The following is a 14600-nucleotide window of genomic DNA, read 5'->3' as shown; positions in this document are numbered from 1 at the left end:
CCATGACTCAAGAGAACATCCCATCGACCCGCGGCGCGGTAGACCTGTCGGCCTTGGCTAACCAGGCCCCAAAGGCTGTTGACAGCTCGGCGGCTGCTACTGCTGCTAGCTGGACCATCAATGTGGACGAGGCGGCTTTCCAACAGTTTGTTGGCTTGTCCCAGAACGTGCCAGCCATCGTTTCTTTGGGTTCGCCTCGTGTCCAGGTGTCAGTTGATCTTGATGCACTGCTCACTCGTTTGGTCGATTCCAAGGGAGGCAAGTTTGTCCTCGGCTTGGTTGACGCAGAAACCTACCCGCAGATTGCTCAGGCTTTCCAAGCCCAGCAAATCCCGATGGTTGTTGCGCTGATCAAGGGCCAACCGGTTCCGCTGTTCCAAGGCCCAGCGGCCGAAGAACAGATCAGCCAGCTCTTTGTGCAGCTTGAACAGTTGGCAGTTCAGCAGGGTCTGAGCGGAACTGTTCCACCGTTCTCCGGAACTGCTACCGACACTGAGCCAGCACTGCCACCGTTGCATCAGAAGGCCATCGATGCCATTGATGCGGGGACTACGCTGCAGCTGAAGCTGCTTATCACGAAGCGCTGAACGAGAAGCCAAACGACCACGATGCACAGGTTGGTATCTATCAGGTTCGTTTGCTTTCACGCACGCAGAACCTTGACCTGAACAAGTCACGTGAACAGGCTGCGCAGAATCCAGAGGATATCGCTGCGCAGTTGGAAGTCGCTGATCTTGATGTCATCGGCGGCCACGTAGAAGATGCGTTTGCTCGTTTGGTGACGCTGATTTCTCGGTTGGTTGACGACGAGCGTGAACGCGTTCGCCGCCGTCTCATTGAGCTTTACGCGGTGGTTGGTAATACCGATCCACGTGTTGCAGCCTCACGTCAGAAATTGGCACGAGTGCTGTTCTAAGTCACAGCAATAAAGCGCCGCGATTCAAAGAGAAATCTTTGAACCGCGGCGCTTTACTGTCTGCGAGGATAACTCCAAAGGATGATGTGTTCTGACTAGGGCAATTGCTAGGCTAATTTTATGAGTCAGATCGCACTGGATATCCGCGGCCTCGCCAAGCAATTTGGCCCCAAAGTCGCAGTGAACAACGTCAGCTTGCAAGTTCCCACCGGATCTTTTTATGGTCTCGTCGGCCCCAACGGTGCAGGCAAAACGACAATGTTGTCGATGGCCACCGGCCTGCTTCGTCCGGACTCCGGCCAGGCGCTGGTCAATGGTCTGGACATCTGGGCCCAACCGCAAGAAGCCAAAGCGACCCTAGGTGTGCTGGCCGACGGGGTGAGGCAATTTGACCGTCTGACCGGCCGGCAACTGGTCAGCTACTCGGGTCTCTTGCGCGGAATGAACCGTGCAGAAGTTGCCCAGCGCACCGAAGATTTGCTGCGCGTGATGGACCTGAGTAACGACGGCGACAAACTGGTCGTGGACTATTCCGCCGGTATGACCAAGAAGATTTCCTTGGCCACAGCGATGATCCATTCTCCAAAACTTCTAGTTCTCGACGAACCTTTTGAAGCTGTTGACCCAGTCTCGGCAGCGAACATCCGAGACATTCTTAACGACTACGTTGCCTATGGCGGTACCGTAATCGTTTCCTCGCACGTGATGGATCTAGTGCAGCGTATGTGTACACACGTGGCAGTTATCGCTGGCGGTGTGCTCAAGGCGCAGGGTTCGGTAGACGATGTCCGTGGCGGCATGAGCTTGGAAGATCGCTTTGTGGATCTGGTTGGCGGACGCGGAAATAACGAAGGGTTGTCATGGTTGCGCACATCCTCAAACTAAAACTGAGATTGCTGGGCAACGGTTTTAAACGCTCAATCGGTCAACTGATCGGTGTGATCATCGGTGGCGTGTACGCCCTTGGGATGATCACGATGCTCACCATCTTCGCAGTGGTCTCGGCCGGTGAAACCACTATTGCTTCCGAAATCAGTATCATCACTGGATCGCTTGCCGTGCTCGGCTGGGCGATTATTCCGCCGCTACTGACCGGTGTAGATCTGACTCTGGAACCTTCGCGCTTTGTGCACTTTGGTATTCCTCAAAAAACCTTAGGCCCGGCACTGGTACTTTCTGGCTTCATCTCTGTGCCAGCAATACTCACCATTATCGGACTGATCGGCGCTTCACTGATCTGGCGCCTAGAGGTTGCCATCTTGCCGGTGGCTGTACTGGCAGCTTTAGCTACCGCGGTGATGGCTATACTGGTTTGCCAGTACCTGACCATCATGTCCACCGCACTGCGTGCTAAGCGCCGATTCCGCGAGCTTACCTTTGCCTTGTTGTTCCTTGTACTCATCTGCTTTGGCCCAATCATTTCTTCAGTAGCTTCAGCCGCCCAGAGCATGATGGATTGGCTTGCTCCACTGACCAATGTTCTGTCCTACACCCCATTGGGTGCCGCAGCTGCCTTGCCAGGAGCGCTGGCCTCGGGGAACTATGCGAAGTTTGCCATCTGTTTGGTACTGGCCATCGTTTACCTCGGTGGACTCTACCTCTTGGTCAACAAGGCCACAGCAGAAGCCACGGTGACCCCGCCGCCCGAACAACGCGCTGCTAAACAAAGTGGCCTCGGCTTTTTCAAGTTCGTTCCTGCCACGCCGACTGGTGCCGTAGCTGCACGAGCATTAACCTACTGGTTCAAAGATCCGCGATATGCAATTGGTGTGCTGCTGGTGCCGGTTCTTCCGTTGATTTTCTGGTTCAGCGGCAATCAGTCCGGCGATTACACCATGATGTTCTTGATCGGACCGATCATTGGTATCTTGCTGGGCTTCTCAATTTCTGCAGATATCTCTTATGACAACACTGCTTTTGCGTTGCACATTCTTACTGGCGTTCATGGCAAGGCAGATAGGGCGGGGCGTGCCGCGGCCTGCTTCACCCTTTCGATTATTCCGGTGCTGCTGGCCGCAATTCTGCCTGGCGCCATTTCCGGCCAGAGCTGGCGAATTGCCGGGGACCTGGGGCTTTCCTTGGCCGCGTTGCTCATTGCGTTGGGAGTGGCTTCGCTGGCTTCGGCCCGGTACACCTATGCTGTTCCATTGCCGGGGGATAACCCCATGAAAACACCTCCGGGCAACGGAGTACGCGTGGCATTAACGCAGCTGGGAACCGTTGGTTCCATGGCGGTCTTGCTGATCCCGGTGTTGATTCCTTATGTGATCGGTTGGATCCAAAAGTCTGCGGCGCTGGGTCTGGTGACCCTAGCGGTCGGACTAATCCTCGGAATGACGCTGTTGGTCGTTGGGATTATCGTTGGCGGAAAATGGTATGAGAAGCGGGCACCTGAACTAATGCAAGCTGTGATGCTGAACAAATAGCAGACTTGGTACCAGTACGACACGGGCACACCGATCAGACGCAATTTTTGATCGATGTTCCCGTGTCGTTTTTTGATGTTAAAACCCGGTGAATTCTGCGCCGTCCGCGCGGTCGAAACGAGGCAGGTGAGAGCGCCGTGAAGCGTGTTTTGGACGTGGAATGTGGACAAGCTCCCATGAGCTAACGACCCACGTACAGACCAATACGTATTAGACTTGAAGGCATGGTGGAACAGTCTGAAGAAACCCGTGGCGGCACAGCAACAATCGAACGTACCGAGACAACCCAGAGTGTCGAGGCCGGCGATCATGAGCGTTTTGCCCACTACGTCCAGAAGGAAAAGATCATGGAATCGGCGATGTCCGGTGATCCAGTGATTGCTCTGTGCGGCAAGGTCTGGACCCCAGGCCGTGACCCAAAGAAGTTCCCGGTATGCCCTGAGTGCAAGGAAGTTTACGAATCCTTGATGGGTTAGTGCCTAAGAAATACAGCACTAGTTCACACACAGCACGCGGCCGGGAAAAGGTATATGACCGAGACACTTTTTGATTTTGGTGACAAGCTTCCACTGGAAGACAAACTCCCTTTAGCGTATCCGGAGCGTACGGCCTGGGGCACCGGGCCTAAGCTTCGAGCTTGGCAGGCGGAAGCACTGGCTCAGTACTTTGATACTGAGCCCAAAGACTTTATGGCAGTGGCTACCCCTGGTGCGGGTAAAACCACGTTTGCACTGCGCCTTGCAAAAGTTTTGATTGACTCTGGCAAGATCAACCGCATGATCGTTGTTGCGCCTACCGATCACTTGAAAAAACAGTGGGCGGACGCAGCAGCGCGCGTGGGTATCGCCTTGGACCCCAATTACAAGAACTCAGATGGACGCCACGGTTCGCACTATATGGGTGTTGTTGTCACCTATGCGCAGGTTTCGCTGAAGCCAGCAGTACACCGTGCAAAAACTGAGGGTGCCCGTACCCTGGTCATCATGGATGAGGTCCACCACGCAGGTGACGCACTGTCCTGGGGTGACGGTATCCGCGAAGCATTTGAACCGGCCACACGCCGTCTTGCCCTGACCGGTACACCGTTCCGTTCCGACGCGGCACCGATTCCCTTCGTTCAGTACGTTGACGAAGGTGATGGCATCCGCCGTTCCAAGGCTGACTACACCTATGGCTACGGCAACGCCTTGGCTGACCATGTGGTTCGTCCTGTGCTCTTCATGGCGTACTCGGGCAATATGCGCTGGCGTACCGCCGCCGGTGAGGAAATGGAAGCAAACCTTGGTGAAGGGTTTACTAAGGACATCACGGCCCATGCTTGGCGTACCGCGTTGGACCCGCACGGTGACTGGATTCCTTCGGTGCTTCAAGCAGCGGATCGACGCCTGTCCGAAGTTCGTCGCACCGTAAAAGATGCTGGCGGACTGATCATTGCCACCGACCATGAAGACGCGCGCGGTTACGCCGCACAGCTCGAAGCGATTTGTGGCGAAAAGGTCACCACGATTCTTTCGGATGACCCTAAAGCGTCGCAGAAGATTGATGATTTCTCGGCATCTGAGGCACGCTGGATGGTCGCTGTGCGCATGGTGTCTGAAGGCGTGGACGTTCCGCGTTTGTGTGTTGGCGTTTACGCCACGAGTACTTCAACTCCGTTGTTCTTTGCGCAGGCTGTTGGACGCTTTGTGCGTAGTCGTAAGCGCGGCGAGGTAGCCAGCGTTTTCCTTCCTTCGGTGCCAATCTTGATGGCCCTGGCCAACGAGATGGAAGTTGAACGTGACCACGCCTTGGACCGTGAAGGTTCAAAGGAAGAAGACGGTCTTGATGACTCGCTTCTTGAAGCTGCCAACAAGGAAGACAAGGCCAGCGATGATCTGGTGCGCAGTAAGTTTGAGGCACTGAATTCTCAAGCTTCCTTCGACCGTGTGCTCTTTGACGGCGGCGAATTTGGTACCGGTGCAGATATTGGTAGCGACGAGGAACTTGGGTTCCTAGGCATTCCCGGTCTGTTAGACACCGAGCAGGTATCTGAGCTTCTACGCAAGCAACAGAACAAGCAGATCAGTAAGGGCGCTACCAAGCCTGAACCTGTCTCGGATCACCGACGGATGATGGATCTGCGTACCAAGCTTTCTAAGAATGTGTCCGCTTGGGCTGCTCGCACCGGAGCACCACACGGTCAGATTCACAATAAGCTGCGTAGCGTGTGTGGAGGGCCAGCAGTGCCTCAGGCCAACGCTGACCAGTTGCAAGCCAGAATTGATAAGTTGCAAGATTGGTTTGTTGGACGCAAGTAGCGCTTAGCGCAGATAACGCTCTGCGCAGACACTGACGTCATTTTTCCGGCCGCCCGGGTGCATTGTAGAGATCGCATCCGGGCGGTCGTCTCTGGTGCGGCGCAAGTATTCTCTGCATCATACGCAGGATTCATCGCAGCTGGTGCACGTCAGGACGAGACGCGGTCATAAACCAGAACCCGGACTCCGGAGTCGAGAAGTACCTCGCTGGTTGGTTGGTAGTCGTGGAACGCGAATGGGCCGTTGAACAATGGGATTCCCGAGCCGATAATTGAGCGGTTCACTTTCAGAACCAGCCTGTCGATTTCCGGTAGCAGGCTATGGGCAAGTGTTCCGCCACCGGCAAGCCATAGGTCTTTACCGTCCTCGGACTTCAACTCGCGTACCCGTTCAAGGCCACGTTCGCTGACGAGCTCAACACCAGGACCAACGCTAGTCAACGTAGTTGAAAATACTAGGTGGCGAAGATGCGGGTAGGCATCACTCAAGCCGGCGGCCACGCCCAACTCATACGATGATCGACCCTCTAAAACAGTGTCAAAATGCTCGCCCGGCGCAGACAGCCCCATGGCTTCACGAGCAGGCGCTGGCAAGGTTTCCGGGTAGTTCGTTACGATGAATTTGATGAGGTCATCGGTGATTGGGAAAAACTCTGAGCCGCTGGGGTCCCCGCCGTCTGGGGAAGCGATGAAGCCATCTAGAGTGGTGGCAACGTAGTACACGAGCTTTCTCATACGCAGTCCGTTCATCAACATGAAAAGTGTGCACCTAGCATGTCAATTGAACCGACGCTGGTCAATGGCTCATGGACTCTTAGGCTAGCTCGCACTCACAACGCTGACGCCTGCTGAGCGCAATTCTTCGTGGACGGTAGGTAAGTTTTCACCGTTCACGGCAGCGGTCAGGGTCGAGATGACAGTGGCTGTAAAGCCTCCTGCCACGGCGTCCAAGGCCGTGGCTCGAACACAGTGATCTGCGGCTAAACCAACGATGTCTACGGTGTCGATCTGTCGCGAGCGTAGCCACGGGGCAAGTAGTACGCCGCTTTCATCCGCGATATCGGCCTGCGTATCTAGCAGTCTTGCTTCAAAGCCTGAGTACGCTGCGGTGAAGCGGCCCTTGGCAAAGTGCGCATCCACGTTCAGCTGCGCAATCAGCGGATGCAACGCAGCCCCATTGGTTCCGGCAACACAGTGATCGGGCCAAGAGTCCACAAAGTCCGGCTGATCCGAGAAATGATCCCCGGGCTCAATGTGCCAATCCTGAGTGGTGATAATCGCGGAGTAACTCGCAACGCGCAAGGCAACATCCTTGGCGATAGCCGCAGCTACCGCGTTCCCACCAGCAACCGCCAAGGCGCCACCCTCACAAAAATCGGGCTGTAGATCAATGATCAATAGTGCTCGGTTCATTGCAGGCTCCTTGGCGGCGCGGTGGGTACTTTGCAGTTATTTAGGCTTGGATCATGATGGTCGGGATGACCGGTTCTCCACGCTGCAACTTGCGTGCCACACCAGGCAACTCCTGAATTGAAGTGCGGTGGCGTTCAGTAGCCAGCTTGACGCCCGAAGCGCCGGTGTAGGACTGATCAATTTCACCGTTTACAACCAGTGGTACTACCAATTCTCGCTCCGGTCCACCAGTGGTGTGCGAAGTTGTGGAGATAACCTCGGCAACTGCGCGCTGACGGTCGTTGAGCTGGCGCACTGCATGTTTACGTCCGCCAACGCTGGCCTTATTCAAGGCGGCCTTGGCCACTGGAATCCATTCGCCGGCGTCGTCTTGACGCGCCACCAACTTGTACACCATAGACGCAGTCGGATGTCCCGAACCGGTGACCAGTGCGGTACCCACCCCGTAGGAATCAACCGGTGCGCTAGCCAAGGCTGCGATGGCGTATTCGTCTAGGTCCGAGGTGACGGTGATCTTGGTATTCCAGTTACCCAGATCATCAAGCAGCTTGCGAACCCAGCCTGCCTGCTGCACCAGGTCACCAGAGTCAAGGCGTACCCCGCCAAGTTCCGGACCAGCAACCTCAACGGCGGTGCGCACACCATTTTCTACGTCGTAGGTGTCAACCAACAAGATGGTGTCCTTGCCCAAGGAAGCGACCTGCGCTTCAAAGGCGGCCCGCTCCGAATCATGAAGCAATGTGAAGGAGTGAGCCGAGGTGCCAACGGTCTTTAGCCCGTAGCGTGCACCGGCTTCCAAATTTGAGGTGGAGGTGAAACCAGCAATCATCGCTGCGCGAGCTGCGGCCACAGCGGATTCTTCATGGGTTCGACGCGAGCCCATTTCAATACATGGACGGTCGCCGGCCGAAGCAATCATGCGGGAAGCCGCCGAAGCGATGGCCGAATCGTGATTCATGATCGAAAGCAGATAGGTTTCAATCACGCAGGCTTCAGCAAAGGTGGATTCCACCGTCAACAGTGGTGAATTCGGGAAGTACAGTTCACCTTCGGCATAGCCAGAGATGTTGCCGGAGAAACGGTAGTTTTCCAAGTATTTGATGGTCTGCGCGTTCACTACCTTGTTATCGCTCAGGAAGCGCAATTGCTCATCATCAAAGTGGAAATCTTTTAGGCCTTCGAGCAGACGACCGGTGCCACCAACTACGCCATAGCGTCGTCCCTCGGGAAGGCGCCGCGCAAATGCTTCAAACACGGATGGGCGGTGGGCCGCACCGGACTCGAGCGCGGCTTGAAGCATAGTCAGCTCATAGTGGTCGGTGAAGAGGCTGGTGCGCATGGGACGCTCCTGAGGATCGAAAAGGGTCAACGGTGGCGCTGGTGATACCAGCGACCGGTTTTACTGTATAACGGCTCACGCTGAAGATGATATTTACCGTGTCCTGCGTGGCGTTGACGATCCAAGCGTAAAATGGAATTTATGACCGCAATGCCCGATGTACTTCCCGAAATCGAAACCGCCGCCACCAATGAAAAGCCATGGCGCTTGATTGTGTGGAATGACCCGGTGAATCTGATGAGCTACGTGTCGTACGTGTTCCGTTCATACTTCGGTTTCTCTAAGGAAAAAGCCGAACAGCTCATGCTGCAGGTGCACCACGATGGTTTCTGCATGGTGCGCAGCGGTAGCCGCGAAGCCATTGAATCGGATGTGCAAGCGATGCACGGTTTCGGCTTGAACGCGACCATGACCCAGGGAGCCTAAACGTGGCCAAGGCCTTCAAATATGGTGCGCACGGTATTACCGGCACCATCCATGCACCTGAACGCAAGCTACTGCGAGAGCTGTTTAATGACGTCATCTTGATGCTTGAAGATCGCGCCGAAGTGCATCAGCTACCCGAAGACATTGATCCGCTCTACGCGCTGACCGGCATGCGGCCGGAGTCCATGGATCTTCCTGCAGTTGCAGATCCTGCGCTGGCCCGTCTGCTGCCGGATGCTAGCGAGGATCCGGTGGTTGCCGCGGAGCACCGTCGACTGACCGAAGCAGATCTGATTACAACCAAGATCGGTCAATTACGTGAAGCTCAATTCCTGATGGAAACTGACAAGATTGTTTTGAAAAAGACAACGCTCAGCGCTTCGCCCAAGCACTTAACGACGTTCGTTTAGTTCTCTCTGAGCGTCTAGAGATCCGCAACGAAGATGATGCAGCCAGAGTTTCCGAGGTTCTTGATGCCGCCGAGGTGCAGAGCCCGGACGAATACTTGGCCTTGGTTTACAACTTGGTCTCGTGGATCCAAGAAACTTTGATCAACGCACTGATGGATGCGGAGCTTTAATCGATGAATTCTTATTTTGCCACCGGTCAGGTTTCGGCTCCCGATTCTGATACTCCGATTGGGATTTTTGACTCCGGTGTGGGTGGACTGACTGTTGCCCGAGCAATTATCGACCAGCTGCCTGGTGAGTCATTGATCTACGTTGGGGATACGGCTAATTCACCCTATGGTCCTTTGCCTATCGCGCAGGTGCGAGCCAATGCGCTGGGCGTTATGGACGAGCTGGTTGACGCCGGGGTGAAGCTTTTGGTGATCGCCTGTAACTCCGCTTCGTCAGCCGTTTTGCGCGATGCGCGTGAACGTTACACCGCGCGTTATGGCATTCCCGTCGTTGAGGTCATCCAGCCGGCCGTTCGACGTGCCGTGGCCGGCACCAAGACAGGCAAAATCGGCATCATTGGAACCCAGGCGACCGTCGGCTCCCGTGCCTATGAAGATGCTTTTGCTGCAGCTCCTGACTTGCAAGTGACTTCGGTTGCTTGCCCACGATTTGTTGAGTTTGTGGAATCCGGGATTACTGCTGGACCAGAGCTATTGGAGATCGCCCAAGAATATCTGGCACCGTTGCAGCAAGCCGGGGTCGATACGCTGATTTTGGGTTGCACCCACTATCCGCTGCTGACCGGTGTGATCTCCTACGTCATGGGGGACAGCGTCACTTTGGTTTCCAGTGCCGAGGAAACAGCCAAGGACGCATTCCGCGCATTGACCCGTCACTCCTTGGTTCGTGAAGACGGCAGCCCGGCGAGTCATGAGTTCCTTGCCACAGGCAACGCTGATAGCTTTGGTGTACTGGCTCGCCGTTTCCTCGGACCTGAGGTTTTGCAGGTGCGTCACGTGGACCATGTAGCCGCCCACTATCCGACCGGTGCCATCGCGCGGATTACTCCGCAGTTGATTGCCGCGTCGAAAGCGAGAAACGAATGAAGCTGACCATCATTGGATGTACCGGGTCGTTCCCGGGACCGGGCTCGCCTGCGTCCTGCTACCTGGTGTCTGCCTTTGATGGCACCCGCGACTGGAAGATCCTATTGGATTTGGGCTCCGGGGCTTTAGGCGTGCTACAGCGCTACACAGATATCAAAGATATCGATGGGATCATGGTTTCCCATCTACACCCAGATCACTGCATGGACCTCTGTGGCATGCATGTGGCCATCCGTTGGGATCCTAATGGGTGGGGCCGAGACCGCATGTTGGTCCACGGTCCAAAAGATACCGCCGATCGTATTGAGACGGCGTACTCGTTGCCTGACGGCGACACCATGGCCAAGGACTATGACTTCCAGGTCTGGACCCCGCGCAAGCCGGTGAATATCGGCCCATTCAAGATCACGCCTATTCCGGTGCGCCACCCAATCGAAGAGGCTTACGCCCTGCGCGTGGAAGCCACCGAGCCTGGTCCTGATGGCGAAATGCTCACCAGCGTGCTGACCTACTCGGGTGACACCGATACCTGCGACGGCCTAGTTGAAGCTGCTAAAGATGCCGACATGTTCTTGTGCGAAGCAGCCTTTGAAGAGGGCCGCGACGACGCCATTGACGGTGTGCACCTGACCGGCAAGCGTGCCGGCGAAATGGCGACGGCTGCAGGCGCTGAACGCATGCTACTGACGCATATCCCGGTATGGACTGACATCAACAAGGTGGTTGAAGAAGCCAAGGGCACCTACGAAGGCGGCATTGCCGTGGCTGTATCTGGCGTGACTTACGGAGTGTACTCAGGAAGCCTGAAGCAAGATCAGGAACCAGTGCAGTTCAAGGGGAGCGCGGCACCGACTACCTCAAGACGCGTACCGGTACCTTGCCAACAATTTCTTATGAAAAAACTCGAAAGTTCCCGTTACTCAAGCGCAAAAAGTAACGAACCCAGAGTACAAACAGCACCGCAGAATTGGACAGTCCAATTCTGCGGTGCTGTTCGTTTTCCACAAGCGAGGTGCATTTCACCGCAACTCTTGGCACATCGGCGCAACAGCTGCACTCAAGCGTGGTTAGGATGGAACTATGACTTTACGTGCTGACGGCCGAGGAGCCGCGCAACTTCGAGATATCACCATCACCCGCGGCTGGTCCGCTCAGGCCGAAGGTTCGGCTCTGATTGAATTCGGAAACACCCGAGTACTGTGTACCGCATCCTTCACCGAAGGTGTGCCACGCTGGCTCAAGGGCCAGGGCACCGGCTGGGTCACCGCCGAGTACGCAATGCTGCCACGCGCCACCAACACCCGTAACTCCCGCGAATCGGTCAAGGGAAAGCTGTCGGGACGTACCCACGAGATCTCCCGACTCATAGGCCGCTCCTTGCGCGCAGTAGTGGACACCAAGGCGCTGGGCGAAAACACCATCGTGCTTGACTGCGACGTACTGCAGGCCGACGGCGGAACCCGCACCGCGGCAATCACCGGCGCCTACGTGGCACTGGCGGAAGCACTGTCGTGGGCTCGTTCCCAGGGCATCGTGAAGGCTAACGCCCAGGTGCTCACCGACTCGGTCGCTGCCATCTCAGTAGGCATCATCGACGGCACCCCAATGTTGGACCTGCCTTACGAAGAAGACGTGCGTGCAGAAACCGACATGAACGTCGTAGTTACCGGAAGCGGTGATTTTGTTGAGGTTCAGGGTACTGCCGAGGGTGCACCGTTCAAGCGTTCCGAACTTGATGAGCTGTTGGATCTAGCTTTGAGCGGAACCAACGAGCTGGCTCAGATCCAGCGCGAAACTCTGAAGAACACCAAATGAGCAAGCCAGTTCTAGTCCTTGCTTCGCATAACCAAGGCAAACTGCGTGAACTACGCGAACTGCTGCGCGGACAAGTGCCCGGACTGGATGTTGATACTCAGGTCATTGACGCCGCAACTGCCGGCGCAAAAGATCCAGTAGAAGACCAAGTAACCTTCCAAGGCAATGCGCTAAAGAAGGCCCGCGAAATCTCTGCGTCTACCGGACTCATTGCGCTCGCCGATGATTCGGGTTTGAGCGTAGATGTGCTCGGCGGAGCTCCGGGAATCTTCTCGGCGCGTTGGTCCGGTGTCCACGGCAATGATGAAGCGAATATTGACCTGTTGCTTGCGCAGCTTGGCGATATAGCCGCAGAGCACCGTGGGGCACAGTTTGTCTGTGCCGCGGCGCTGGCCACCCCGGCCGGTGACGAGCACGTTGAGCTGGGTAAGGTTGAAGGTTCGCTACGCACCGAACGTGCTGGTGAACATGGCTTCGGTTATGACCCGATCTTTGAACCTGTGGGTGCTGGCAAGTCGATGGCACAGCACACGCCGGAAGAAAAGAACGCGATCTCGCACCGAGCACGTGCTTTTGCAGTCTTGCTCCCCGTGATTGTCGGGGCCGTTGACAAAGCCTTGAAGCAAGACTAAGTTCTTAGCGATTCTAAGCAGTCAGGCCAGCATCCCTGTACCGGGATGCTGGCCTGACTTTTGGGAAAAGTGATGCTTAGGAATCAGTAGCTGCTGAAGTTGATGCGCTTGGTGCGGCGTCATCCTCCTCAGATCTTGGAGCGGTTGATGGCTGCTGGGTCGTAGATGAAGAACTATCAGCCGAATCAGAGGTGAAGTGCGTGCGGATCGAATCTGCTTCGCTGGTCACCGTCGTTGAATCAACCAGATCACTGGCCTCGCTGGTCAGCAGGTCGGTCCACTTTAAGAATTTCTTCAGCGGTTCCCGAGGCGTAGAGCTTGTCGGAAAGCTCAGTTTTTGCTGACTCATACTGCGCCTTGAAATCTTCATCAGCCAAGAAGCGGGTTACCAGCGGGTTAGATTTTCCGCCCATCTTGCCGCCGCCCTGACCGCCAGCTGCTTTGTTATCGCCAGTGTCCGTAGACGTGGAGTCAGTGGCCTTGGAGTCAGTGGTTTTGGAATCATCCGTTGAATTCTGATCTGGGGGAGTCATGTTCCCACCCGGTGCACCACCGTCACCGTTCATCTCTGGACGCTGGCCACCACCGCCTCCACCAAAGGTGAGACCGTCCGGCATGTCGCCATCAACCAGATCCTTGAGAACATCAATGAGCTTGGTGCCGTCCTCAAGCTTCATCTGTTCAGGCAGTTCCATACCGTCAGGAACCGTGCCAGCAGCAATCTGCTTCTTGGCATCCGCTAGCTTGAGTCCATCAGGCAGCATGCTGGTCAACAATGAATCGGCGTCCATCTTTCCTGGACCGCCGCCGTTTCCACCCATTGCTCCGCCCATGCCACCTGGCATCGAACCGAAGGATAGGTTCTGGTCCCACGCCACGACGGTCATCTTCTTGGTTGCCGTGTCGTAGCGCAAGAACGAGTTATTGCCTGGGCCGTCAATGTCATCTGTGTTGGAGACCAGATCCTGCATGGCCAAGTAGGTGGCAAATTGGTCGGTGTCGAGATACTCGGAGAGCTTGCTGGCGAAGTCTTCATCTGAAGAGTTATTCACAAAGTCCAGGAACGTGGCGATGGGAGTTAGATCATCTTCACCTGCCTCAACTTCGAAGGCTGATTCGTAGTCGCTTGCTGAATCCCCTCGGTAGGAGTAGTCACCGTCAGCATCAGCCTTGTACGTGATGCCATCACCCTCAAAGGTTTCATCGCTGTAGAGCTCATCGGACGGGTTGTCGATCACCAAACGCAGTTCAGCGTCGGAACCATTGAGACTGAATTGTGTGGCCGCGGCGTGCTCGGTGGCAAGTCCTGCCTCGCCGAGCAAATCAAGGGCTACGGCCTCATTGAGTGAGGATTCACTGGAGTTGGTGCGAACAACAAATTCTGTTCGCCCTGAGTAGCTTTGGTTCTCTTCAAATTTGTCCAACCGCACAACCCACGGAAGGGTGGCAGCATCCGATGATTCGTCAGCTCCACGCAACGTGGAGTTGCCCTTGAGCTTCATGCCGACATTCTTGAAGGTCTGACCATCAATGGTCACGTCGGCCGAGATCCAGTCCTTCGTTCCATCAGCTGCGTAAGCCTTGAGTGCTTTGGTAATGTCATCAGGCTCCGCGGTCACACTGATCTCGTGCACCGAATCGGCATTAAAGAAGGCTGATGTTTCGGTACTGATATCCGTGTTGACTACGCTTTGCGCTTGGGCAGCATTGCTGCAACCGGCCAAGGCTAGGGCGCCAATGGACAATGAGGCAACGGCAGTTAAGACGCGTGGTGATTTCACGGAGAAACGACCTGGGGACTGCGCCCGATGTTTGGGTGAGTCAATCATG

The 14600-nt window shown here is 55.7% G+C and carries 14 protein-coding genes and 2 pseudogenes; 12 read left to right on the top strand and 4 right to left on the bottom strand.

The window, feature by feature from the left end; all coding sequences use genetic code 11:
• The first annotated feature begins 2 nt into the window (after positions 1-2).
• The 6 genes from N6V40_RS13685 to N6V40_RS13660 all read left to right on the top strand — a co-directional run bounded on the left by N6V40_RS13685 (position 3) and on the right by N6V40_RS13660 (position 5639).
• On the top strand, positions 3-587 hold the full coding sequence (locus tag N6V40_RS13685) for a thioredoxin domain-containing protein (protein ID WP_262198006.1): 585 nt from the start codon (positions 3-5) through the stop codon (positions 585-587).
• 50 nt (positions 588-637) lie between these two features.
• Complete coding sequence (locus tag N6V40_RS13680; protein ID WP_262198005.1) at positions 638-916, top strand: tetratricopeptide repeat protein; 279 nt, start codon at positions 638-640, stop codon at positions 914-916.
• 120 nt (positions 917-1036) lie between these two features.
• Positions 1037-1801 carry an ABC transporter ATP-binding protein gene (locus tag N6V40_RS13675; RefSeq protein ID WP_262198004.1) on the top strand — a complete coding sequence of 255 codons (765 nt, stop codon included), beginning with the start codon at positions 1037-1039 and terminating at the stop codon, positions 1799-1801.
• Positions 1777-3342 carry a transporter gene (locus N6V40_RS13670; protein ID WP_262198003.1) on the top strand — a complete coding sequence of 522 codons (1566 nt, stop codon included), beginning with the start codon at positions 1777-1779 and terminating at the stop codon, positions 3340-3342. The genes N6V40_RS13675 and N6V40_RS13670 overlap by 25 nt, the downstream gene beginning before the upstream one ends.
• Positions 3343-3566: 224 nt before the next feature.
• Entirely contained in the window at positions 3567-3818 is a 252-nt protein-coding gene (locus N6V40_RS13665; protein WP_131087882.1) for a DUF3039 domain-containing protein, read from the top strand.
• A 54-nt stretch (positions 3819-3872) separates the two neighbouring features.
• Positions 3873-5639: a DEAD/DEAH box helicase gene (locus N6V40_RS13660; RefSeq protein ID WP_262198002.1), complete on the top strand. Its 1767-nt coding sequence runs from the start codon at positions 3873-3875 to the stop codon at positions 5637-5639.
• A gap of 149 nt (positions 5640-5788) precedes the next feature.
• Here the strand turns inward: N6V40_RS13660 and N6V40_RS13655 are convergent, their stop codons facing one another.
• The 3 genes from N6V40_RS13655 to N6V40_RS13645 all read right to left on the bottom strand — a co-directional run bounded on the left by N6V40_RS13655 (position 5789) and on the right by N6V40_RS13645 (position 8390).
• A complete protein-coding gene (locus N6V40_RS13655) occupies positions 5789-6373 on the bottom strand; it encodes a dihydrofolate reductase family protein (protein ID WP_131087884.1) in 585 nt (194 codons plus the stop codon).
• Between the two features lie 84 nt (positions 6374-6457).
• On the bottom strand, positions 6458-7051 hold the full coding sequence (locus tag N6V40_RS13650) for an isochorismatase family protein (protein ID WP_262198001.1): 594 nt from the start codon (positions 7049-7051) through the stop codon (positions 6458-6460).
• Between the two features lie 40 nt (positions 7052-7091).
• Positions 7092-8390, bottom strand: coding sequence for a nicotinate phosphoribosyltransferase (locus N6V40_RS13645; RefSeq protein ID WP_131087886.1), 1299 nt, complete (start codon positions 8388-8390; stop codon positions 7092-7094).
• A 141-nt stretch (positions 8391-8531) separates the two neighbouring features.
• Between N6V40_RS13645 and clpS the strand changes: the two genes are divergently transcribed.
• The 6 genes and pseudogenes from clpS to rdgB all read left to right on the top strand — a co-directional run bounded on the left by clpS (position 8532) and on the right by rdgB (position 12770).
• Positions 8532-8816, top strand: coding sequence for an ATP-dependent Clp protease adapter ClpS (gene clpS, locus N6V40_RS13640; RefSeq protein ID WP_262198000.1), 285 nt, complete (start codon positions 8532-8534; stop codon positions 8814-8816).
• Positions 8817-8818: 2 nt separating this feature from the next.
• A pseudogene (locus N6V40_RS13635) lies at positions 8819-9396 on the top strand (DUF2017 domain-containing protein).
• 3 nt (positions 9397-9399) lie between these two features.
• A complete protein-coding gene (gene murI / locus N6V40_RS13625) occupies positions 9400-10323 on the top strand; it encodes a glutamate racemase (protein ID WP_262197998.1) in 924 nt (307 codons plus the stop codon).
• Positions 10320-11114: pseudogene (locus tag N6V40_RS13620) on the top strand (MBL fold metallo-hydrolase); the annotation flags it as partial. The gene murI and the pseudogene N6V40_RS13620, both read left to right, overlap by 4 nt.
• A gap of 289 nt (positions 11115-11403) precedes the next feature.
• Positions 11404-12138: a ribonuclease PH gene (gene rph / locus N6V40_RS13615; RefSeq protein ID WP_131087891.1), complete on the top strand. Its 735-nt coding sequence runs from the start codon at positions 11404-11406 to the stop codon at positions 12136-12138.
• The gene (rdgB, locus tag N6V40_RS13610) at positions 12135-12770 is read left to right on the top strand and encodes an RdgB/HAM1 family non-canonical purine NTP pyrophosphatase (RefSeq protein WP_262197997.1); all 636 of its coding nucleotides are present in this window, start codon (positions 12135-12137) and stop codon (positions 12768-12770) included. Before rph ends, rdgB begins: the two co-directional genes overlap by 4 nt.
• 248 nt (positions 12771-13018) lie before the next feature.
• On the opposite strand, the gene N6V40_RS13605 is transcribed toward rdgB, so the two are convergent.
• On the bottom strand, positions 13019-14599 hold the full coding sequence (locus N6V40_RS13605; protein WP_262197996.1) for a CotH kinase family protein: 1581 nt from the start codon (positions 14597-14599) through the stop codon (positions 13019-13021).
• Between the last annotated feature and the right edge of the window lies 1 nt (position 14600).

The sequence above is a fragment of the Glutamicibacter sp. M10 genome, from assembly GCF_025452055.1.
In the GTDB taxonomy this organism is placed as follows: domain Bacteria; phylum Actinomycetota; class Actinomycetes; order Actinomycetales; family Micrococcaceae; genus Glutamicibacter.
This window is presented reverse-complemented; position numbering and strand designations above follow the sequence as displayed.